Below are 20,398 nucleotides of genomic sequence, written 5' to 3' on the forward strand. Positions count from 1 at the left end.
CTGCCGTAGCGCAGCTCGACAAAACAAATCCCTCCAGTGCAGGAGGGTTCGCAATTGCGGTGTTGCGGGCAACAGATGGATGTTGTCACCGGGCACCCTTGAGGAACTTTGCAATGACGACTCGTCAGCCACTGTACAAATCCCTGTATTTCCAGGTGATCGTTGCAATTGTCATCGGTATCTTGCTCGGTCACTTCTATCCGCAGCTCGGTGTGGCGGTAAAGCCGCTGGGTGACGGGTTCATCAAACTGATCAAAATGATCATCGCCCCGATCATCTTCTGCACCGTCGTCAGCGGTATCGCCGGCATGCAGGACATGAAAGCGGTCGGCAAGACTGGCGGTTACGCACTCCTTTACTTTGAAATCGTTTCGACCATCGCTTTGCTGGTGGGTCTGGTCGTGGTCAACGTCGTGCAGCCAGGCGCTGGCATGCACATCGACGTGAGCACACTGGACGCTTCCAAAGTCGCTACCTACGTCGCGGCCGGTGCCGATCAAAGCGTGGTCGGCTTCCTGCTCAACGTGATCCCGACCACCATCGTCGGCGCGTTCGCCACTGGCGACATCCTGCAAGTGCTGATGTTCTCGGTGATCTTCGGTTTCGCCCTGCATCGCCTGGGTGCCTACGGCAAGCCGATCCTTGACTTCATCGATCGCTTCGCCCACGTGATGTTCAACATCATCAACATGATCATGAAGCTCGCGCCAATCGGTGCCTTCGGTGCCATGGCGTTCACCATCGGTGCCTACGGTGTCGGCTCGCTGGTGCAGTTGGGTCAGTTGATGGCGTGCTTCTACATCACCTGCCTGCTGTTCATCCTGATCGTGCTGGGCGGCATTGCCCGCATGCACGGCTTCAGCGTTTTGAAAATGATCCGCTACATCCGTGAGGAACTGCTGATCGTGCTGGGTACTTCTTCTTCGGAATCGGTACTGCCACGGATGCTGGTCAAGATGGAGCGTCTGGGCGCGCAGAAATCTGTCGTGGGTCTGGTGATCCCGACCGGTTACTCGTTCAACCTCGACGGTACCGCCATCTACCTGACCATGGCGGCCGTGTTCATTGCCCAGGCAACTGACACCCACATGGACATCACGCACCAAATCACCCTGCTGGTGGTGTTGTTGCTGTCCTCCAAAGGCGCCGCCGGTGTAACTGGTTCGGGCTTCATCGTACTGGCAGCCACCCTGTCCGCTGTCGGCCACCTGCCGGTTGCCGGCCTGGCGCTGATCCTCGGCATCGACCGCTTCATGTCCGAAGCACGCGCCCTGACCAACCTGATCGGCAACGCCGTTGCCACTGTCGTTGTGGCCAAGTGGGTCAAGGAACTGGACACCGACGTGCTGCAAGCCGAACTGGCCTCGGGCGGTCGCGGCATTGCCGACGAGCCTAAAGACGATGTTTTGGGCCACGTCGAAGGGGTAACCCCGACTAACGCCAAGTAAGCCTTGTTGTAATGAAAAACCCGCTTCGGCGGGTTTTTTGTTGCCTGTGATTTGAGCGCAACGGTCAGCGTGACTGGCGTATTAGGTGATTGCTGCAATGCGTTCGGCTGCCTAGTCTGGAGGCATCGTATAGGGAGAACGCTCATGCTCGGTCCACTGGCATCACTCAAGGTTCTGGATTTCTCGACACTGCTGCCGGGGCCGTTCGCCTCGTTGCTGCTGGCGGACATGGGCGCCGAAGTGCTGCGCATCGAATCGCCGACCCGCCTGGACCTGCTGCGGGTGTTGCCGCCCCACGATCAAGGGGTGTCGGCCAGTCATGCCTACCTCAATCGCAACAAGCGCAGCCTCGCCCTGGACCTCAAGCAGCCTGAGGCACTGGAGGTGATCAGCTCGTTGCTGCAGGACTACGACATTGTGCTCGAGCAGTTCCGCCCGGGTGTCATGGAGCGTCTGGGTCTGGGCTACGAAGCCCTGAAGGCGATCAATCCGAAACTGATTTATGTGTCGATCACCGGCTACGGCCAGACCGGCCCCTACAAGGACCGCGCCGGCCATGACATCAACTACCTGGCCCTGTCCGGGCTGGCGAGTTACACCGGCCGTGCCGACAGTGGGCCGCTGCCGTTGGGCATGCAGGTGGCGGATGTCGCCGGTGGCTCGTTGCACGGGGTGATTGGCTTGCTGGCAGCAGTCATTGCCCGGCAGCAAACCGGTCAGGGCCAGCACCTGGATATCAGCATGACCGACTGCGCGTTCAGCCTGAATGCGATGGCGGGCGCCGGGTATCTGGCCTGTGGCATTGAGCCAGGGCCGGAAAGCCAGGTGCTCAATGGCGGCAGCTTCTACGATTACTACCGCTCCCGGGACGGGCGCTGGCTGTCGGTGGGCAGCCTGGAACCGGCCTTCATGAAGCAGCTGTGCACGGCGTTGGGGCTGGAGGAACTGGCCGGTCTCGGCCTGTCACCGCAACCGGCGCATCAGAAACAGCTTAAAGATGCGTTGACGGTCGAATTTGAAAAGCATGACTTTGCCGAGTTGTGTGCGCTGTTCGCGGAGCTGGATGCGTGTGTCGAGCCGGTGTTGGGCCTGGGAGAAGCGCTGTGTCATCCGCAGTTGCAGGCGCGGGAGCTGGTGGCCGACGTGCCGCGGGGCGATGGTTCAATTCAGGCGCAGATGGCGTGCCCGTTGAAGTTTTCCGATGGCTTGCCAGAGCCGAAGCATATCGGTGCGACGCTGGGGCAGCATACGGATCAGGTGTTGGGGGAGTTGGGGTTCAGTGCGCAGCGGATTGAGGAATTGCGGCGGGCCAAGGTGATTCTCTAGGGCCTGCTTCGGCCTCTTCGCGAGCAAGCCCGCTCCCACAGGGTGGCATAGATCCAGTGTGGGAGCGGGCTTGCCCGCGAAGAGGCCAGTGCAGTCACCAAAAAAACAACTACTCGACCCGCATCTCCCCACTGAACACCAAGGTATGGCGACAGCGCCGGCACAAATACCGCCGCCCTTGCCGCACCAGGCTGTGGCGCTGGGCCGAGAACGGGAAGTCGCTGTCGGCGCACGGGCACTTGTAGATGTAGCGGGTCACGCTGCGGCGTTTGACGTCATAGGTGTGGCAGCGGTTAGGCGGCAGTTCGTACACGCCGCGCATGATCAATTGCCACTCTTCACCATGGGGCTGGATGCGGTCGCCGAACAGTTGATGGGCGATCAGGTGCGCGACTTCATGGGCCACGGTCTGCTTGAGGAAATCTTCGGTGTTTTCCCGGTACAGCTGCGGGTTGAAGCGCAGCAGGTTCTCGTGCAAATGCGCGACACCGGCTTTTTGCCCGCGCAGCTTGAGGCTCACCACGGGGCGCTTGAAAGATCGTTTGAAAAAGGATTCGGCGAGTTGGAAACAGTCTTCGACGCGGGTATTGAGTTGCTCGGGCATGCTTGATGGATCTCCAGAGCGCTCGAGTATGCCGCAACCCTCGGGCCTTGCGAATCGCCAGGTTGCCGAATGGTCGTGTGCCTTTTTGTTACCGAAGAATCAAAAGGCCGCCTTGCGGCGGCCTTTGTCGGCAGTTCTGATTTTCAGTGATGAACGGTTAACTGGTGTAGACCGGCCCCACGCCGAGTCCCCAGACAATCACAGTGAACGCCATGATGGCGACCAGCACCACCAGGCCTACGGCGAGCACTGAACTTGAAAACAGGAAGCCCTCGTCTGATGGAATGTTCATGAATGTCGGTAAGCCCACATACAGCAAGTACACCGTGTAGCAGATGGCTGCGGTGCCGACGATCATCCCCAGCCACAAGTGCGGGTACAAGGCGGCAAGGCCGCCGATGAACAGCGGTGTAGCGGTGTAGGTTGCAAACGCAATGCAGCGGGCAAGGCTTGGGTTGGCGTCATAGGTGCGGGCCATCCAGTGGATGAATGCGCCCATTACCGCGACACCACCGAGCATCGCCAGGTACGACATGACCGTCATCCATATCGCGCTTTCTACGGTCAGCATCACGGGAGGCCGATTGCCGATGACCCAGCCGACCTGTGTGGTGCCAATAAAGGCAGACACGGCAGGGATCGCCGCCAGGATCAGCGTATGGGTCAGGTACATGTGGCTGATACTTTCCTCTTGGTCGCCACGGATTTCTTTCCATTCTTGGTCAGGGTGGGTGAAGAGCCCCACTACGTGATGGATCATGCCAGTCACTCCTCTTTGTTTTACCGTCGCCCCCCAGTGGAGCGCCTACGGGCCAATGCGGCCAGGCAAGTCATAGGTCTGAAGATAATATGCGACCTTATGTCGCAGTATAGGGAGGAGTTTCCCCAGAGGGAGTAGGGGCATTAGAGCAAATCGCGCTGTAAACACAATTGTTAATCGCCGTCGGGTCTGTGCGGTGTGACACCTGTGGCGAGGCACTTCGCCCCTGAAGCGTTTTTGCGTAAAATGCGGGCCTTTCGTCACACCTCACGGATTTCGCGTCATGGGCACTCTCACGGTCAACCAGAACAAACTGCAAAAGCGCCTTCGCCGACAGGCCGGAGAGGCGGTCGCCGATTTCAATATGATCGAAGACGGCGACAAGGTCATGGTCTGCCTGTCCGGTGGCAAGGACAGCTACACCATGCTCGACGTGTTGATGCATTTGCAGAAGGTCGCGCCGATCAAGTTCGAGATCGTGGCCGTGAACATGGACCAGAAGCAGCCCGGCTTCCCGGAGCACGTGCTGCCGGCTTATCTCAAAGAGCTGGGCATCGAGTACCACATCGTCGAGAAAGACACTTACTCGGTGGTCAAGGAACTGATCCCGGAAGGCAAGACCACATGCTCGCTGTGCTCGCGCCTGCGTCGCGGCACGCTCTACACCTTCGCCGACGAAATCGGCGCAACCAAGATGGCCCTCGGTCACCATCGCGACGACATCGTCGAAACGTTCTTCCTGAACATGTTCTTCAACGGTTCGCTCAAGGCCATGCCGCCCAAACTGCGTGCCGACGATGGCCGCAACGTGGTGATCCGCCCGCTGGCCTACTGCAACGAAAAAGACATCCAGGCTTACTCGGATCTCAAACAGTTCCCGATCATTCCGTGCAACCTCTGTGGTTCCCAGGAAAACCTGCAGCGCCAGGTGGTCAAGGAAATGCTGCTGGACTGGGAGCGCAAGACTCCGGGCCGTACCGAGAGTATTTTCCGCAGTCTGCAGAACGTGATTCCGTCGCAACTGGCGGACCGCAACCTGTTCGACTTCACCAGCCTCAAGATCGACGAAAGCGCGGCTTCGCGCTTCGTCAACGTGGTCAACCTCTGATCAAAACTGTGGGAGCGGGCCTGTGGCGAGGGGGCTTGCCCCCGTTGGGCTGCGAAGCGGCCCCAAGATGTCTGATGTAGCAAAGATCTTGTGAGTGCTACGCACTCAAACGGGGGCAAGCCCCCTCGCCACAAGCCCGCTCCCACTTTGTTTTTCGTTTCAATCCTCAGGAGAGGGCATGCGCGATTACAAGTGGCTTAATGAGTACTGTCTGAACCGCTTCGGTTCGGCGGCTGAACTGGAAGCCCATCTGCCCGTTCCCAAAACTCCGGCGCAACTGCGCAAGATCAGCGACGATCGTTACCTCTCGATGATGGCGCTACGGGTATTCCGCGCCGGACTCAAACACAGCCTGGTGGATGCCAAGTGGCCGGCTTTCGAAGAAGTGTTCTTCAAGTTCGACCCGGAAAAAGTCGTGTTGATGAGCGCCGAGCACCTTGAGCGCCTGATGCAGGACACGCGGATCATTCGTCACCTGGGCAAGCTCAAGAGTGTGCCGCGCAATGCGCAGTTCATATTGGACGTGGCCCATGAAAAGGGCAGCTTCGGTGCGCTGATCGCCGACTGGCCGGTGACCGATATCGTCGGGCTCTGGACCTTCCTGAAAAAACGCGGACATCAGTTGGGCGGCCTGTCAGCCCCGCGCTTCTTGCGCATGATCGGCAAGGACACCTTTGTACCGAGCTACGACGTGGTGGCGGCGCTGAATGCGCAGGAGATCATCGACAAGGTGCCGAGCAGTTTGCGCGACCTGGCGTTGGTGCAGGACGTGTTCAACCAGTGGCATGAGGAAAGTGGCGGGCGGCCGATGAGCCAGATTTCGATGATGCTGGCTTATACCGTCAATCATTGAGACCGCGTCGCCCCCTTCGCGAGCAAGCCCGCTCCCACAAGGACCGCGTGAACCCTGTGGGAGCGGGCTTGCTCGCGAAGGCGATGTATCAGGCGACGGAAATCTCACCCTCGCCAGCCAGCTTACGGTTCAACTGGTACCGCCAGCGCACATACAACAGCGCCGAGCAGAACACCGCCAGGCTCGCGCCCATCTCCAGCAAGCCGAAGATTTGCCGGTTCGGGTCATAGGCAGCCAATGCGCCCTTGATGAAAAACAGGTTCACCACAAAGCACATCCACGAATGCCCGCGAGGGCTGCCGACGATCATCCCCGGCGCCAAAATCAGCAGTGGCACCAGCTCGATCAACAGGATCACCCAAGGGCGTGCCCCATGCAGATCGGCGATCGCCAGGTAGTAAACGCAAAGCAGCCCCACCAGACCGAAAAAGCACAGCAGGCTGATGGCGCGCATTGCCTTGACGCGTGGTTCGAGCCATTCGAGGGCGGGCAGGATCTTCGGCTTCTTGGCCACCTCAGCTCTCCAGTTTCTGCGCAGTCTTGGCCAGGCGCATGCCGAGTGCCCGGCACAGCGCCACTTCATGGGCGTCCAGGCCGCTTTTGCCATCAGCACCGGCGTGGTGGCTGGCGCCGTATGGCGTGCCGCCACCCTGGGTTTCCAGCAGTGCCGATTCGCTGTACGGCAGGCCGGTGATCAGCATGCCGTGGTGCAACAACGGCAACATCATCGACAGCAGCGTGGTTTCCTGGCCGCCGTGCAGGCTTGCCGTGGAGGTGAACACACCGGCCGGTTTACCGACCAAAGCGCCGGTCAGCCACAGGTTGCTGGTGCCATCGAGAAAGTACTTGAGCGGCGCCGCCATGTTGCCGAAGCGGGTCGGGCTGCCGAGCGCCAGGCCGGCGCAGTTCTTCAGGTCGTCGAGGCTGGCATACAGCGCACCTTCGTCGGGAATTTCCGGCGCAACGGCTTCGCACTCGGTGGAAATCGCCGGCACCGTGCGCAGGCGGGCCTCAAGCCCGGCCTGTTCGACACCACGGGCAATCTGCCGGGCCATTTCGTTGGTCGAGCCGCTGCGGCTGTAGTACAGAACCAGAATGTACGGCGCACTCATGGCAACAGTTCCAGGATCTGCTCCGGTGGGCGGCCGATGATGGCTTTGTCGCCGAGTTCAAGAATCGGTCGCTCCATCAGTTTCGGGTGGGCGGCGATGGCGGCGATCAATTGCGCTTCGCTCAGGCTGCTGTCGGCCAGATTGAGAGCTTTGTACTCGTCCTCGCCAGTGCGCAGCAATTGCCGGGCGCTGATTCCGAGTTTGCCCAGCAGGCTCTGGATTTGCGTGGCGTCCAGCGGGGTTTCCAGGTAACGGACCACGGTCGGCGTCAGGCCACGGGCTTCAAGCAGTTCGAGCGCACCGCGGGATTTCGAGCAGCGCGGGTTGTGATAAAGCGTCAGATCGGTCATGAGCGGGTCGCATCTTGCGTAAGGTGGCGGCTATTCTAACTGTGCAGCGCGCAATCCAGAACCGTGAGAGGCGATGGGTCGCAGGCGCATTCAATTTTTGACAAGGAAAACGACATGACAAGGCGACTGGCAGCGGCATTGGCGATCATCGGAACGTTGATGCTGGGGGGCTGCGGTATTGACTATGGCATCGATCAGAATGGTCAGAAAGTCGCCGCCGACCGACTGGACGGCAAATGGCTGGTGCTCAACTACTGGGCGGAGTGGTGCGGACCGTGCCGTACCGAGATTCCGGAGTTGAACACTTTGGCCGAGCAGCTCAAGGACAAGAAAATCGCTGTGTTCGGGGTCAACTTCGACAACGTCCAGGGGCAGGAGCTGAAGGGCGCGAGCGAGAAACTGGGGATCAGGTTCACGGTGCTGGCCCAGGACCCTTCCGAACTGTTCGAGCTGCCGCGCAGCGAGGCGTTGCCGGTGACGTACATCATCGATAACAAGGGCAAGGTGCGTGAGCAGTTGATGGGTGAGCAGACGGCGGCGGGGGTGCTGGCGAAGCTTGAGGCGTTGCAGGCTAAAAACTGATTTGTGGCCAAGGACGCTTTTGTGGCGAGGGGGCTTGCCCCCGTTGGGCTGCGAAGCAGCCCTAATCCCAGCCACTACGTTTAATCGGATTCATCGTGTCCGCCGGTTTGCGACTGCTACGCAGCCGAACGGGGGCAAGCCCCCTCGCCACAAAAGCCCCTCGCCACAGGTTTCACCCAGCTGACATTGAGGGCGATCAACCCTCCTCAAGCCACCAGCGCAGCGGCTTGCCTTCGGCTGGCCAGAAGCGTATCTGCTCGATCGGGGAGACGTCCCAGTGCTGGACATTTTCCAGTGCCTGGAGGAAGCGTTTTTCCTGTTCCATCAGCGCCGGCGCGCACAGTTTGCGGGTGCTGCCAATTTTGCCGAAGGTCAGCTTGTTGCCTTCCAGGGTGTACGGCGCGAACCAGTGGTTGCAACCACCACTGCCGTAGGCCCGGCCATCCTCGTCGAGGGTGATGGTCAGGTGGCTGTAGTCCATCAACGGCCGCTCACCGATCCATTCCAGAATGTAGCTGCGGTTCTGTTGCAGTTGCACCGGCTCGGCGGCGCAGCCCAGCAGGCTGGCGCTGACCGTGGCGGTCAGAGCGAGGCGTTTCATCACGCAGGCTCCTGGCATTTCGGGCACAGGTGTTTTTCGCCGACGGTGGTCCAGCCCAGCTCGGCAATCCGCGCGGTGGCGGCAGGTTTTTCGGCCTTGTTGCCCAGCTTGGCATCGACGGCGAACTCGAAGCTCAGCTCTTTGGCGCAGCTGTCACAGTTCACTTGCCAGGTGTGAATGGCCAGTTCGCCGAACACCGGGCCACTGGCCACCGCGACCCATTGGCCAGGCGGGTTGATCAGGTGGCGAACCGTTTCGACGGTCAGGCGCATGGACAAGTCCTTGGCACCCTTGAGGGTCACGACCAGCACGTCGTTGTTGCGAATCGAGCCACCGTTGCCGGTGACTTGATAACGCCCCGGCACCAGGGCGCGGCATTCGGTGAGGGTGTGTTGCGGGTTCATCAGGCTGTAGCGGAAATCGTGTTCGACCATGGGTCCTCCAAATATGCGCGATATGCTAGCACGGGCTTGCACGCCGCATCGCGCAGGCAGATGACCTTCGATCCGTTTCAGTCTCCCGTCACCTGATTTTCCGGTGTGCCTGCCATCCAGGCTGCAATGTTGCGCAACGTGGTGGCGGCAATCGCATCCAGTGCTTCGCGGGTCAGGAACGCCTGGTGCGCGGTGACGATCACGTTGGGGAAGGTCAGCAGCCGTGCCAGCACATCATCCTGCAGTGGCAGGTCGGAGCGGTCCTCGAAGAACAACTGCGCTTCTTCCTCATACACATCCAGCCCCAGGTAACCCAGGCGACCGTCTTTCAAGGCATCGATCAGCGCCGGGGTGTCCACCAGGCCGCCACGTCCGGTATTGATCAGCATCGCGCCCGGTTGCATGTGCGCCAGTGATTCGCGGTTGATCAAGTGCTTGCTCTGCTCGTTGAGCGGGCAGTGCAGGCTGATGATCTGCGATTCGGCCAGCAGTTGCGGCAGGCTCATATAGCGCGCGCCGAAAGCTTCGACCTGCGGGTTGGGGTAGGGGTCATAGGCCAGTAACTGGCAGCCAAAACCGTTCATGATCCTGGCGAAGGTGGCGCCAATCTGCCCGGTACCGACCACGCCGACGGTCTTGCCCACCAAATCGAAACCAGTCAGCCCATGCAGGCTGAAATCGCCTTCACGGGTGCGGTTATAGGCGCGGTGCAAGCGGCGGTTGAGCGCGAGGATCAACGCCACCGCGTGTTCGGCAACCGCGTGGGGCGAATAGGCGGGGACGCGCACGACGGCCAGTCCCAGGCGCTTGGCCGTCGGCAAGTCGACATGGTTGTACCCGGCCGAGCGCAGGGCGATCAGGCGTGTGCCGCCTGCGGCCAGGCGTTCGAGCACCGGGGCGCCGAGATCATCGTTGATAAAGGCGCAGACCACCTCGTGATGTTCCGCCAGTGCCGCCGTATCCAGGCTCAGTCGCGCCGCTTGAAAATGCAGCTCGATACCGGCGGGCAGCTCGGCAGCGAGAAAACTGTCGCGGTCGTAGGTCTGGCTGCTGAAAAGAATCGTACGCATGCTGTCCCCCTGAGAGTTAAAGCTTTCTGTAGCAGCTGGCGAAGCCTGCGTTCGGCGGCTTCGCCGTCGCAAAACCCGTATCCGCGGCTAACCTGCAGAACTGCGGCGGCTTGTCTTACGACGGCTTCGCCGCCGAACGCAGCCTTCGGCAGCTGCTACATTAGCTACATTAGCTTTCATGCAGCCTGGCAGGGTTGCGCTGCATCAAGCATTCGTGCGCGCCTGGGCTGCCAGGCGATTGATCGCCCGGTCGAGTTCTTCCAGTGCAATGCTGGCTTTCGGGTCCTGTTGCTTGAGCAGGGTTTCGCTGCGTTGGCAGGCTGCACGCAATTGCGGTACGCCGCAGTAACGTGTCGCGCCATGCAGGCGATGGACCCGTTCGATCAGGGCGTTGTGGTCGTTGCTTTGCTGAGCGAAGCGGATGGCTTCGCGGTCGGCCTCCAGTGACGCCAGCAGCATCGCCAGCATGTCCGCCGCCAGATCTGCCTTGCCGGCGGCCAGGCGCAATCCTTCCTCGTGGTCGAGCACTAACAGGTCATGAGCGCCGCCATGCATATCGCTGGAGCGCTCCGGTCTGTGGTTGTTCAGCGCCAGGCCGCTCCACTTCAGCACCACCTGCGCCAATTGCCGTTCGCTGATCGGTTTGGTCAGGTAGTCGTCCATGCCGCTTTGCAGCAGCGCGCGTTTTTCGTTGGCCATGGCGTGGGCGGTGAGGGCCACGATCGGCAGCGGCGTGCAATGCCGTTCGCTTTCCCACTGGCGGATCGCCTCGGTGCTTTGGCGGCCGTCCATGCCGGGCATCTGCACGTCCATCAACACCAGATCGAATGCCTCGTTCTGCACCGCCTTGACGGCGGCATAACCGCTTTCCACCGCGAGCACCTTGGCGCCCATGTCTTCGAGCAGGGTCTGCACCAGCATCAGGTTGGCCGGATTGTCGTCGACGCACAGCACCTTCGGCGCACGGCTGGAAACCGGCTCACTCGGCTCGCTGCGCATCGGGCGCGGGTTGACCAGGTCAGACAGGGAACGTCGCAGCTTGCGGGTGCAGGCCGGTTTCGCCTGGAGCTGGCTGTGGGGGTTAGGCACGGAAAGATGGAACAGCGTCTGTTCCGTGGTCGGGCACAGCACCAACACCTTGCAGCCAAGATGCTCGAGGTCCCAGATGTGCTGGTTGAGGCGTTCCGGAGGCATGTCGTTGCTGGTGATGCCGAGCACGGCGAGGTCGATTGCCTGATCGGTCTGGTGGGCGGCGGTGACGCCATTGGTCAGGCTTTCCAGGGTATTGAACGGCGTGGTTTCGAGGCCGCAATCTTGCAATTGATGCTGCAACGCCTGCCGGGCCAGTTCGTGGTTTTCCAGCACCGCCACCCGACGCCCGAGCAAGGGCGCGGCGGGCAAGTCTTCGGCATCGTCGCGGGCTTTCGGCAGGCTCAGGCTGATCCAGAATTCCGAACCTTCCCCCGGCGTGCTGTCGACGCCGATCTCGCCACCCATCTGTTCGATCAGGCGCTTGGAAATCACCAGGCCCAGGCCGGTGCCGCCGGGTTGCCGCGACAGCGAGTTGTCGGCCTGGCTGAAGGCCTGGAACAGCGCCCGCACGTCCTGGTTCGAGAGGCCGATACCGGTGTCCTGAATGCTGATGCGCAATTGCACAGTGTCTTCGTGTTCTTCTTCGAGCATGGCACGGGCGGCGATGGTGCCTTCGCGGGTGAACTTGATCGCGTTGCTTACCAGGTTCGTCAGGATCTGCTTGAGTCGCAGCGGGTCGCCCACCAGTGACAGCGGCGTGTCCCGATACACCAGGCTCACCAGCTCCAGCTGCTTGGCGTGGGCGGCCGGGGCGAGGATGGTCAGGGTGTCCTGTATCAGGTCGCGCAGGTTGAACGGAATGTGGTCGAGCACCAGTTTGCCCGCCTCGATTTTCGAAAAGTCGAGAATCTCGTTGATGATGCCCAGCAGGCTGTCGGCGGATTTTTCGATGGTGCCCAGGTAGTCGAGCTGGCGCGGGGTGAGCTCGCTTTTTTGCAACAGGTGGGTGAAGCCGAGAATGCCATTGAGCGGCGTGCGGATTTCATGGCTCATGTTGGCCAGGAATTCGGACTTGATCCGGCTGGCTTCCAGGGCCTCCTTGCGCGCCAGGTCCAGCTCGATGTTCTGGATCTCGATGGTTTCCAGATTCTGGCGCACGTCTTCGGTGGCCTGGTCGATGCTGTGCTGCAATTCTTCCTGCGCGTTTTGCAGGGTGCCGGCCATGCGGTTGATGCCGGAAGCAAGCTCATCCAGTTCCTGGCTGCCGAGGGGCGGCAAGCGGGTTTCCAGATGGCCGTCCTTGAGTTGAGCCACGGCTTGTTTGATCTGGCTCAACGGCCGATTGATCGTGCGGCCCATGCGCAAGGCCAGCAGTGCCGCACCGATCAGTCCCGCACTGATCAACATCAGGCTGGCGAACAGGCTGCGGTAACCACGCAACAGCATGCTGTTATGGGACAGTTCAAGTTCGACCCAGCCCAGCAGGAGGTCGGCTTCTTCGGGAATCACGTCCCCGGCCAGGTTGCGGTGTTTGCCGAATACCGGCAGCAGATAGCGGGTCGCATCGCTGCCGCTGCGGCGCAGCATTTGCGCGCCGCCGCCGGAGGGCGTCTGATTGAGCATGGTCGGGCCGGCGTGGGCCAGCAGCGTGCGGTCGGGAGCCAGGAAGGTCACGGCTCGTACGTCGGTTTGTTCCAGGGCCTGGGTGGCGATGCGTTCCAGTAGTTCGTTGTCCTGATGGCCCATGGCTGGCGCTGCCAGTGGAGCCAACTGCTCGGCGATCATTTCGCCGCGCTGCATGAGTTGGGTTTGCAGGTCAGCCTGTTGCATCCAGGTAAAATAACCTCCCAGCACCAACGCCATCAGGCTGGTTGGCAACAGGGTCAGCAACAGCACGCGGCCTTTGATTCCCAGTTTCTTGAGCACGCATCTCTCCTGCATCCCGCTATTTATCGACCGGCACATGCATCCGCCATGCACCACTTGCGCAGTGTAGCGATTTGCTCGCGGGCAATCCTGGTAAAAATGGTGCGGCCATTCGTCGGCCCGGGCGACTCATTGGCGATACGGACAAACCGTGGGTTGCCCCTGGCGAGGCAATCTTGAATAATCGTCACAACTGAGAATTATTTGCAGATAGTCATGACTCCCATCACTGCCGGCTTCCCCCGAATCCTCTCCATCGAAGACGACCTTGTGCTCGGAGCCTACGTTCATGAGCATCTGGACCGCAGCGGCTTCCAGGTAACCTGGTGCCAGAATGGCCAGGAAGGCCTGGACATTGCCCGCCGGCAGCCTTTCGACGTGGTGCTGATGGATATTCTGCTGCCGGGCATGGATGGCCTGGCGGTACTGACCCAATTGCGCCAGAGCCATTCCACCCCGGTGTTGCTGATGTCGGCCCTCGGTGCCGAGGCCGATCGCATCAGCGGCTTTCGTCTGGGGGCCGATGATTACCTGCCAAAGCCCTTCAGCATGGTGGAGTTGCGGGTGCGCATCGAAGCGATTCTGCGGCGGGTGGCACTCGACCGCCGACCCGCGCCCACCGTCTCGGCCCCGTCGATGGACAGCCTGCGTTTCGACGATGAAAGCTTCGAGGTCTTTTATGGCGAACAGGCTGCCGGCCTGACCCGCAGCGAGTATCGGTTGCTGGAGATGCTGCATCGCAGCGCCGACGAAGTATTGAGCAAAGCCTTCCTTTATCAACAGGTGCTGCAACGCGGCTATGCGGCCCATGACCGTAGCCTGGACATGCACATCAGCCAGATCCGCCGCAAGCTCAAAGCCATTGGCTACACCGAGCGCGAAGTACGTACGGTATGGGGCAAGGGTTACATCCTGAGCGCCGCCGATGAAATGTAACTTGCCGGGCAGGCATTCGCTGTTCTGGAAACTGGCCTGTCTGTTGGTAGCGTTCTGCTTGCTGATGATCTGGCTGAGTTGGTCCTGGGGCCGCTACATGGAGGAACGCAACCAGTTCCTCTCGGATGAGGCCCGAGGCACCCTGACACGCTATGCCGCCGAGGCCGAGCAAGCATGGCAACAGCGCCAGAGCGCCGGCGTCGATGACTGGCTGCAAGGCATGTATCAGCGGGAAGAAGGCTGGGTCGGTGTCATCGGCGCTGATTTGCAGTCCTTGAGCAACCAGTCGCTGACGGACAAGGAAGTCGAACGCCTGACTTTTTTGCGCGGCCTCGATTGGCCCATCCACAGGAAAGGCCGGCCGTGGATGCGCATACCGTTTCCCGGTGACCCTTCCGCCGGCAGCCTGGTGATCGAACTGCCCAAGCGCTTTGTGCCAGGGCATTACCGGCTGTTCTGGCGGGTGATCACCAACGGCGTGATTCCGGGGTTGTTCACCTTGCTGTTGTGCGTCGGGTTGTATCGCTTGTTGGTGGTGCCGCTCAATCACTTGCGCGCGCAGGCCAATGCCTGGCGTGCCGATCAACTGAACGTACGGCTGTCGACCCGGACCACCAATCGTGCGGATGAACTGGGTGAGTTGGGCAGGGCGTTCGATCACATGTCTGAACGCCTGCAAAGCACCGTGGCCTTGCAGCAGCAATTGCTGCGCGACTTGTCCCACGAATTGCGCACGCCTTTGAGTCGCCTGCGGGTGGCCAGTGAAAGCGAACAGGGGCTGGAACCATTGCGCGAACGCATCGGCCGTGAGGTCGATGGCATGCAGCGCCTGGTGGAGGACACACTGCAACTGGCGTGGCTGGACACCGAGCGCACCCGACTGCCCGACGAAGCCATCCAGATCCAGGCCCTGTGGGAAATGCTCACGGAAAATGCCTGTTATGAAAGTGGCTGGCCCGATACGCAGTTGCAATGCACCGTAGATTCATCCTGCTGGGTCCGCGGTCATCTCAACACCCTGGCCCAGGCATTGGAAAACATACTGCGCAATGCGATTCGTCATTCGCCGAAGGGTGGTGTCGTGAGTCTCGGTGGACGGCGTGATGGCGACTTCTGGCACCTTTGGCTGGAGGATCAGGGCGGCGGTGTGGCGGAGGCCGATCTTGAGCGGATCTTCCTGCCGTTCACCCGACTCGACGGTTCGCGGCCGGGGGATGGTGGATTCGGGCTGGGATTGAGCATCGCCCGGAACGCGGTGCAGCGTCAGGGCGGACAGCTTTGGGCGCAGAACACCGGGACCGGGTTGCGCCTGAATATGCGCTTGCTGGCGGATGTTGAGAGCGCCAGTGCCGACGCCTTCGCGAGCAAGCCCGCTCCCACATTGGCCGTGTTTCAGCCGCAAAACGTATGATCACCCGGTACCCTGTGGGAGCGGGCTTGCCCGCGAAGAGGCCCTCCCACACACCGATAAAACCTGGCTTATTCCCATTAGCCATAAGCACCACACTTTGCGTGATATGGCCTGGGAACGTTTGCCGGTATGATAGGTGCCCCCGCAGTCTGGATTGCGAATACGCCATGACCTTGCAGTACCCAACCATCGCCGATTGCGTCGGCAATACTCCGCTGGTCCGTTTGCAGCGCCTGCCCGGCGCCACCAGCAATACCCTTTTGCTCAAGCTCGAAGGGAACAACCCGGCGGGTTCGGTCAAGGACCGTCCGGCGCTGTCGATGATCACCCGCGCCGAACTGCGCGGGCAGATCCACGTTGGCGATACGCTGATCGAAGCGACCTCGGGTAACACCGGGATCGCCCTGGCCATGGCCGCTGCGATCAAGGGTTACAAGATGATCCTGATCATGCCGGACAACTCCAGCGCCGAACGCAAGGCGGCCATGACGGCCTATGGCGCCGAGCTGATTCTGGTCAGCAAGGAGCAGGGCATGGAAGGCGCCCGTGACCTCGCGCTGAAGATGGAAGCCGAAGGTTGCGGCAAGGTACTGGATCAGTTCGCCAACGGTGATAACCCCGAGGCGCACTACACCACCACCGGCCCGGAAATCTGGCGTCAGACCCAGGGCACCATCACCCATTTCGTCAGCTCCATGGGCACCACCGGCACCATCATGGGCGTGTCGCGCTACCTGAAAGAGCAGAACGACAACGTGCAGATCATCGGCCTGCAACCGATGGAAGGCTCGGCGATCCCGGGTATCCGTCGCTGGCCCCAGGAATACCTGCCGAAGATTTACCAGGCCGATCGCGTCGACCGGATCGTCGACATGGCCCAAAGCGAAGCCGAAGACGTGACCCGTCGTCTGGCCCGCGAAGAAGGCATTTTCTGTGGCGTGTCCTCGGGCGGTGCCGTGGCGGCAATGCTGCGCCTGTCCAAAGAAGTTGAAAACGCGGTGATCGTCGCGATCATCTGCGACCGTGGCGACCGTTACCTGTCGACCGGCATTTTCGACGCGCCCAACTGATGGCCAAACATGAAAGAGGCCTGCGCTTCCAGCCCACCGGCGGCAGCAAGGCCCCGCAAATCCCGACCGGCAAAAAGCAGCGCCTGACCATCGAGCGCCTGGCCAATGACGGTCGCGGCATCGCGTTTTTCGAAGGCCGCACCTGGTTCGTCATCGGCGCATTGGCCGGTGAAGAGATCGAGGCACGGGTGCTCGGTGCCCACGGCAAAGTGGTCGAAGCGCGTACCGAACGGGTGTTCACCGCCAGCGAGTTGCGTCGCCCGGCACTGTGCGCCCATGCCGGTCGTTGCGGTGGTTGCAGCGTGCAGCATTTGCCTCACAACGAACAACTTGCCCTGAAACAGCGCATGCTCGCCGAGCAATTGTCCAAAGTCGCCGGTGTCGAGCCCGAGGAATGGGCCGCGCCATTGAGTGGTCCGGAGTTCGGCTACCGTCGTCGCGCCCGCGTCGCGGTGCGCTGGGACATGAAGGCGAAAAAACTCGAAGTCGGATTCCGCGCCGCCGGCAGCCAGGACATCGTGGGCATCGATGAATGCCCGGTTCTGGTACAGCCCTTGCAGCCGATTATGGCCCGCTTGCCGGAGATGTTGCGGCGCTTGAGCAAACCTCAGGCGCTGGGGCACGTGGAGTTGTTCAGCGGTTCGACGCTGGCGGTTTTGCTGCGGCACATGGCGCCGTTGTCTGAAAGTGACATGACCATCCTCAAGGATTTCTGCGCGTTCCACGAAGCCCAGTTGTGGCTGCATGGCGACGGTGAACCGCAACCGGTCGAAGCCGCTCAGTCATTGGGCTATCGTCTTGAACAGTGGGATCTGGAACTGGCTTACCGGCCAGGAGATTTCATCCAGGTCAACGCCGGGGTCAACGAAGCGATGGTCGCCCAGGCACTGGACTGGTTGAAGCCGACAGCCGATGAGCGCGTACTCGATTTGTTCTGCGGCCTGGGCAACTTTGCCTTGCCGCTGGCCAAGGCTGCTCGCGAAGTGGTGGCGGTGGAAGGTGTGCAGGTGATGGTCGATCGTGCAGCGGCGAATGCGGCTAGCAATAATCTGCATAACGCGAAGTTTTTTCAGGCCGATTTATCCCAGCCTTTGACGGACGCCGAATGGGCCGCCGAAGGCTTTTGTGCGGTACTCTTGGACCCACCGCGTGACGGTGCTTTCGAGGTTGTGCGCAAGCTCAAGACCCTGGGCGCCGAGCGGTTGGTGTATGTGTCATGCAACCCGGCAACCCTGGCGCGCGACACGGTCGAATTGATCAAGCAGGGCTACCGGTTAAAACGTGCCGGGATTCTCGATATGTTTCCTCAAACGGCACATGTCGAGGCCATGGCGTTATTTGAAGCGAGCTAGGATGCTCGTCTGGTCCGACTGGCCCGCCCGTGCAGCCGCGCACCGAGCCCGACGTGGGCGCACAGGCAACGAAGGTCAGCGATTTGACGCATTGAATCTGCGTCGTAGGGAAGGTAAGCAAGATGGTACAGGTGAGAGCACACCAGCCGATCAACACCGACGGCAGTATCAATCTCGAGGCTTGGCTCGATCACGCGGTGAGTGTCGATCTGGCACTGGATCGCGAAGCCTTGAAGGAAGCCTGCGAGTACGCTCGCGAGGCCGAACAACAAGCCAATGCGGCACAGAATCTATGGTCGGAAGGTAACTCGACTTTCCGTACCGGACTTGAGATCGCCGAGATCCTCGCCGACCTCAAACTCGACCAGGACTCTTTGGTCGCCGCGATCCTGTATCGAGGCGTACGCGAAGGCCAGATCAAGTTGCCGGCCGTCAGCCAGCGCTTCGGTCCGGTGGTGGCCAAACTCATCGACGGCGTGCAACGCATGGCCGCGATCAGCGACAGCCTGAGCCCGCGCAAATCCCTGGTGCTGGGCACCCAGGGCCAGGTGGAAAACCTGCGCAAGATGCTGGTGGCCATGGTCGATGACGTTCGCGTCGCCCTGATCAAACTGGCCGAACGCACCTGCGCGATCCGTGCGGTGAAAACCGCCGACGACGAAAAGCGCAACCGCGTGGCCCGTGAAGTCTTCGACATCTACGCGCCACTGGCCCATCGCCTGGGTATCGGCCACATCAAGTGGGAACTGGAAGACTTGTCTTTCCGTTACCTGGAGCCGGACCAGTACAAGCAGATCGCCAAGTTGCTCCATGAGCGGCGACTGGATCGCGAGCGCTTCATCAGCGACGTGATGAGCCAGCTGAAAAACGAATTGCAGGCCACCGGCGTCGATGCCGATATCAGCGGCCGGGCCAAGCACATCTATTCGATCTGGCGCAAAATGCAGCGCAAGGGCCTGGAGTTCAGCCAGATCTACGACGTGCGTGCCGTTCGTGTGCTGGTGCCGGAAATGCGCGACTGCTACACCGCGCTCGGCATCGTCCACACCCTGTGGCGGCACATCCCGAAAGAGTTCGACGACTACATCGCCAACCCCAAGGAAAACGGCTATCGCTCGCTGCACACGGCGGTGATCGGGCCCGAGGGCAAGGTGCTGGAAGTGCAGATCCGCACCCACGCGATGCACGAAGAAGCCGAACTCGGCGTGTGCGCGCACTGGCGCTATAAGGGCACCGACGTCAAATCCGGTTCCAATCACTACGAAGAAAAAATCTCCTGGCTGCGTCAGGTGCTCGAATGGCACGAAGAGCTGGGCGACATCGGTGGCCTGGCGGAACAGCTGCGGGTCGATATCGAGCCTGACCGCGTCTACATTTTCACCCCGGACGGTCACGCCATCGACTTGCCGAAGGGCGCGACGCCGCTGGACTTCGCCTACCGCGTACACACCGAAATCGGTCACAACTGCCGTGGCGCCAAGATCAACGGGCGTATCGTACCGCTCAACTACAGCCTGCAAACCGGTGAACAGGTCGAGATCATCACCAGCAAGCACGGCACCCCAAGCCGTGACTGGCTGAACCCGAACCTGGGTTACGTCACCACGTCGCGGGCGCGAGCGAAGATCGTTCACTGGTTCAAGTTGCAGGCTCGTGACCAGAACGTCGCGGCCGGTAAAACGCTGCTTGAGCGCGAGCTCAATCGCCTCGGTCTGCCGGCGGTGGATTTCGACAAGCTGGCCGACAAGGCCAACATGAAAACCGCCGAAGACCTGTTCGCCGCCCTCGGTGCCGGCGACTTGCGTCTGGCGCAACTGGTCAACCTGGCGCAGCAACTGGTCGAACCAGAGCGCGGCAACGAACAGCTGGAACTGATTCCACGCAAGGCCACCGGCTACAAACCGGGCAAGCGCGGCGATATCCAGATCCAGGGCGTCGGCAACCTGATGACCCAGATGGCCGGCTGCTGCCAACCGTTGCCGGGCGATGCAATCGTCGGTTACATCACCCAGGGCCGCGGCGTGAGCATTCACCGCCAGGACTGCGCCTCGGTGCTGCAACTGGCCGGGCGCGAACCCGAGCGAATCATCCAGGTCAGCTGGGGGCCGGTACCGGTGCTCACTTATCCGGTGGACATCGTCATCCGTGCCTACGACCGTTCCGGTTTGCTGCGTGATGTGTCGCAAGTGCTGCTCAACGAGCGGATCAACGTGCTGGCGGTCAACACCCGCTCGAACAAAGAGGACAACACCGCGCTGATGTCCCTGACCATCGAGATTCCGGGACTGGATGCATTGGGGCGGTTGCTGGGGCGAATCTCCCAGTTGCCGAACATCATCGAAACCCGGCGTAACCGGACGCCTTGATGAACAGCGCCGATCCACTGTGGGAACGGGCTTGCTCGCGAAAGCGGTGTGTCAGTC

Annotated in this window: 19 protein-coding genes; 10 read left to right on the forward strand and 9 right to left on the reverse strand. The window is 61.0% G+C overall.

The genetic code is table 11. From position 1 onward, the window contains the following. Positions 1-113 precede the first annotated feature (113 nt). Together PMI28_RS10275 and PMI28_RS10270 are read left to right on the forward strand one after the other, a co-directional pair. Positions 114-1,448, forward strand: a complete 1,335-nt coding sequence (locus PMI28_RS10275) for a dicarboxylate/amino acid:cation symporter (RefSeq protein ID WP_007988745.1) — start codon at positions 114-116, stop codon at positions 1,446-1,448. A gap of 144 nt (positions 1,449-1,592) precedes the next feature. After that, positions 1,593-2,774 carry a CaiB/BaiF CoA transferase family protein gene (locus PMI28_RS10270; protein ID WP_007988747.1) on the forward strand — a complete coding sequence of 394 codons (1,182 nt, stop codon included), beginning with the start codon at positions 1,593-1,595 and terminating at the stop codon, positions 2,772-2,774. Positions 2,775-2,883: 109 nt separating this feature from the next. On the opposite strand, the gene PMI28_RS10265 is transcribed toward PMI28_RS10270, so the two are convergent. Both PMI28_RS10265 and PMI28_RS10260 read right to left on the reverse strand, forming a co-directional pair. Beyond that, positions 2,884-3,378, reverse strand: a complete 495-nt coding sequence (locus PMI28_RS10265; RefSeq protein ID WP_007988749.1) for a SprT family zinc-dependent metalloprotease — start codon at positions 3,376-3,378, stop codon at positions 2,884-2,886. 157 nt (positions 3,379-3,535) lie between these two features. After that, on the reverse strand, positions 3,536-4,138 hold the full coding sequence (locus PMI28_RS10260) for a Yip1 family protein (RefSeq protein ID WP_007988750.1): 603 nt from the start codon (positions 4,136-4,138) through the stop codon (positions 3,536-3,538). A 283-nt stretch (positions 4,139-4,421) separates the two neighbouring features. On the opposite strand from PMI28_RS10260, the gene ttcA reads away from it, so the two are divergent. Next, a complete protein-coding gene (gene ttcA, locus PMI28_RS10255) occupies positions 4,422-5,246 on the forward strand; it encodes a tRNA 2-thiocytidine(32) synthetase TtcA (protein WP_007988752.1) in 825 nt (274 codons plus the stop codon). Between the two features lie 178 nt (positions 5,247-5,424). After that, positions 5,425-6,099 carry a DNA-3-methyladenine glycosylase I gene (locus PMI28_RS10250; protein WP_007988754.1) on the forward strand — a complete coding sequence of 225 codons (675 nt, stop codon included), beginning with the start codon at positions 5,425-5,427 and terminating at the stop codon, positions 6,097-6,099. 88 nt (positions 6,100-6,187) lie between these two features. On the opposite strand, the gene PMI28_RS10245 is transcribed toward PMI28_RS10250, so the two are convergent. From PMI28_RS10245 to arsC, 3 genes are read right to left on the reverse strand one after another with little or no spacing between them, the layout of a single operon-like run. Further along, entirely contained in the window at positions 6,188-6,613 is a 426-nt protein-coding gene (locus PMI28_RS10245; RefSeq protein ID WP_007988756.1) for a DUF2069 domain-containing protein, read from the reverse strand. Position 6,614: 1 nt separating this feature from the next. Next, positions 6,615-7,211 (reverse strand): NAD(P)H:quinone oxidoreductase, encoded by a 597-nt coding sequence (gene wrbA, locus PMI28_RS10240; protein WP_007988758.1) that lies wholly within the window; start codon positions 7,209-7,211, stop codon positions 6,615-6,617. Continuing rightward, a complete protein-coding gene (gene arsC / locus PMI28_RS10235) occupies positions 7,208-7,561 on the reverse strand; it encodes an arsenate reductase (glutaredoxin) (protein ID WP_007988761.1) in 354 nt (117 codons plus the stop codon). Before arsC ends, wrbA begins: the two co-directional genes overlap by 4 nt. A gap of 114 nt (positions 7,562-7,675) precedes the next feature. On the opposite strand from arsC, the gene PMI28_RS10230 reads away from it, so the two are divergent. Next, positions 7,676-8,143, forward strand: a complete 468-nt coding sequence (locus PMI28_RS10230; RefSeq protein ID WP_007988762.1) for a TlpA disulfide reductase family protein — start codon at positions 7,676-7,678, stop codon at positions 8,141-8,143. A gap of 196 nt (positions 8,144-8,339) precedes the next feature. On the opposite strand, the gene PMI28_RS10225 is transcribed toward PMI28_RS10230, so the two are convergent. The 4 genes from PMI28_RS10225 to PMI28_RS10210 all read right to left on the reverse strand — a co-directional run bounded on the left by PMI28_RS10225 (position 8,340) and on the right by PMI28_RS10210 (position 13,206). Then, complete coding sequence (locus tag PMI28_RS10225; RefSeq protein ID WP_007988764.1) at positions 8,340-8,744, reverse strand: META domain-containing protein; 405 nt, start codon at positions 8,742-8,744, stop codon at positions 8,340-8,342. Next, positions 8,744-9,178 carry a hypothetical protein gene (locus tag PMI28_RS10220; RefSeq protein ID WP_007988765.1) on the reverse strand — a complete coding sequence of 145 codons (435 nt, stop codon included), beginning with the start codon at positions 9,176-9,178 and terminating at the stop codon, positions 8,744-8,746. The genes PMI28_RS10225 and PMI28_RS10220 overlap by 1 nt, the downstream gene beginning before the upstream one ends. A 77-nt stretch (positions 9,179-9,255) precedes the next feature. After that, positions 9,256-10,248, reverse strand: coding sequence for a 2-hydroxyacid dehydrogenase (locus tag PMI28_RS10215; protein ID WP_007988766.1), 993 nt, complete (start codon positions 10,246-10,248; stop codon positions 9,256-9,258). 204 nt (positions 10,249-10,452) lie between these two features. Further along, a complete protein-coding gene (locus tag PMI28_RS10210) occupies positions 10,453-13,206 on the reverse strand; it encodes a response regulator (RefSeq protein ID WP_007988767.1) in 2,754 nt (917 codons plus the stop codon). Positions 13,207-13,422: 216 nt separating this feature from the next. Between PMI28_RS10210 and PMI28_RS10205 the strand changes: the two genes are divergently transcribed. From PMI28_RS10205 to relA, 5 genes are all read left to right on the forward strand, one after another. Then, positions 13,423-14,142, forward strand: coding sequence for a response regulator transcription factor (locus tag PMI28_RS10205; RefSeq protein WP_007988768.1), 720 nt, complete (start codon positions 13,423-13,425; stop codon positions 14,140-14,142). Next, positions 14,132-15,553: a sensor histidine kinase gene (locus tag PMI28_RS10200; protein ID WP_007988769.1), complete on the forward strand. Its 1,422-nt coding sequence runs from the start codon at positions 14,132-14,134 to the stop codon at positions 15,551-15,553. The genes PMI28_RS10205 and PMI28_RS10200 overlap by 11 nt, the downstream gene beginning before the upstream one ends. Positions 15,554-15,720: 167 nt before the next feature. Beyond that, the gene (gene cysM / locus PMI28_RS10195; protein ID WP_007988770.1) at positions 15,721-16,623 is read left to right on the forward strand and encodes a cysteine synthase CysM; all 903 of its coding nucleotides are present in this window, start codon (positions 15,721-15,723) and stop codon (positions 16,621-16,623) included. Continuing rightward, positions 16,623-17,975 (forward strand): 23S rRNA (uracil(1939)-C(5))-methyltransferase RlmD, encoded by a 1,353-nt coding sequence (gene rlmD / locus PMI28_RS10190; protein WP_007988771.1) that lies wholly within the window; start codon positions 16,623-16,625, stop codon positions 17,973-17,975. The genes cysM and rlmD overlap by 1 nt, the downstream gene beginning before the upstream one ends. A 122-nt stretch (positions 17,976-18,097) precedes the next feature. Beyond that, positions 18,098-20,341 carry a GTP diphosphokinase gene (gene relA, locus PMI28_RS10185; RefSeq protein ID WP_007974540.1) on the forward strand — a complete coding sequence of 748 codons (2,244 nt, stop codon included), beginning with the start codon at positions 18,098-18,100 and terminating at the stop codon, positions 20,339-20,341. Positions 20,342-20,398 lie beyond the last annotated feature (57 nt).

The organism is Pseudomonas sp. GM48, from assembly GCF_000282335.1.
Lineage (GTDB): Bacteria > Pseudomonadota > Gammaproteobacteria > Pseudomonadales > Pseudomonadaceae > Aquipseudomonas.

Excerpts from the sequence above, each read along its gene's own strand:
- PMI28_RS10275 (WP_007988745.1), top strand. The coding sequence starts at position 114 with ATGACGACTCGTCAGCCACTGTACAAATCCCTGTATTTCCAGGTGATC.
- PMI28_RS10270 (WP_007988747.1), top strand. The coding sequence starts at position 1,593 with ATGCTCGGTCCACTGGCATCACTCAAGGTTCTGGATTTCTCGACACTG.
- PMI28_RS10265 (WP_007988749.1), bottom strand. The coding sequence starts at position 3,378 with ATGCCCGAGCAACTCAATACCCGCGTCGAAGACTGTTTCCAACTCGCC.
- PMI28_RS10260 (WP_007988750.1), bottom strand. The coding sequence starts at position 4,138 with ATGATCCATCACGTAGTGGGGCTCTTCACCCACCCTGACCAAGAATGG.
- ttcA (WP_007988752.1), top strand. The coding sequence starts at position 4,422 with ATGGGCACTCTCACGGTCAACCAGAACAAACTGCAAAAGCGCCTTCGC.
- PMI28_RS10250 (WP_007988754.1), top strand. The coding sequence starts at position 5,425 with ATGCGCGATTACAAGTGGCTTAATGAGTACTGTCTGAACCGCTTCGGT.
- wrbA (WP_007988758.1), bottom strand. The coding sequence starts at position 7,211 with ATGAGTGCGCCGTACATTCTGGTTCTGTACTACAGCCGCAGCGGCTCG.
- arsC (WP_007988761.1), bottom strand. The coding sequence starts at position 7,561 with ATGACCGATCTGACGCTTTATCACAACCCGCGCTGCTCGAAATCCCGC.
- PMI28_RS10230 (WP_007988762.1), top strand. The coding sequence starts at position 7,676 with ATGACAAGGCGACTGGCAGCGGCATTGGCGATCATCGGAACGTTGATG.
- PMI28_RS10225 (WP_007988764.1), bottom strand. The coding sequence starts at position 8,744 with ATGAAACGCCTCGCTCTGACCGCCACGGTCAGCGCCAGCCTGCTGGGC.
- PMI28_RS10220 (WP_007988765.1), bottom strand. The coding sequence starts at position 9,178 with ATGGTCGAACACGATTTCCGCTACAGCCTGATGAACCCGCAACACACC.
- PMI28_RS10215 (WP_007988766.1), bottom strand. The coding sequence starts at position 10,248 with ATGCGTACGATTCTTTTCAGCAGCCAGACCTACGACCGCGACAGTTTT.
- PMI28_RS10205 (WP_007988768.1), top strand. The coding sequence starts at position 13,423 with ATGACTCCCATCACTGCCGGCTTCCCCCGAATCCTCTCCATCGAAGAC.
- PMI28_RS10200 (WP_007988769.1), top strand. The coding sequence starts at position 14,132 with ATGAAATGTAACTTGCCGGGCAGGCATTCGCTGTTCTGGAAACTGGCC.
- cysM (WP_007988770.1), top strand. The coding sequence starts at position 15,721 with ATGACCTTGCAGTACCCAACCATCGCCGATTGCGTCGGCAATACTCCG.
- rlmD (WP_007988771.1), top strand. The coding sequence starts at position 16,623 with ATGGCCAAACATGAAAGAGGCCTGCGCTTCCAGCCCACCGGCGGCAGC.
- relA (WP_007974540.1), top strand. The coding sequence starts at position 18,098 with ATGGTACAGGTGAGAGCACACCAGCCGATCAACACCGACGGCAGTATC.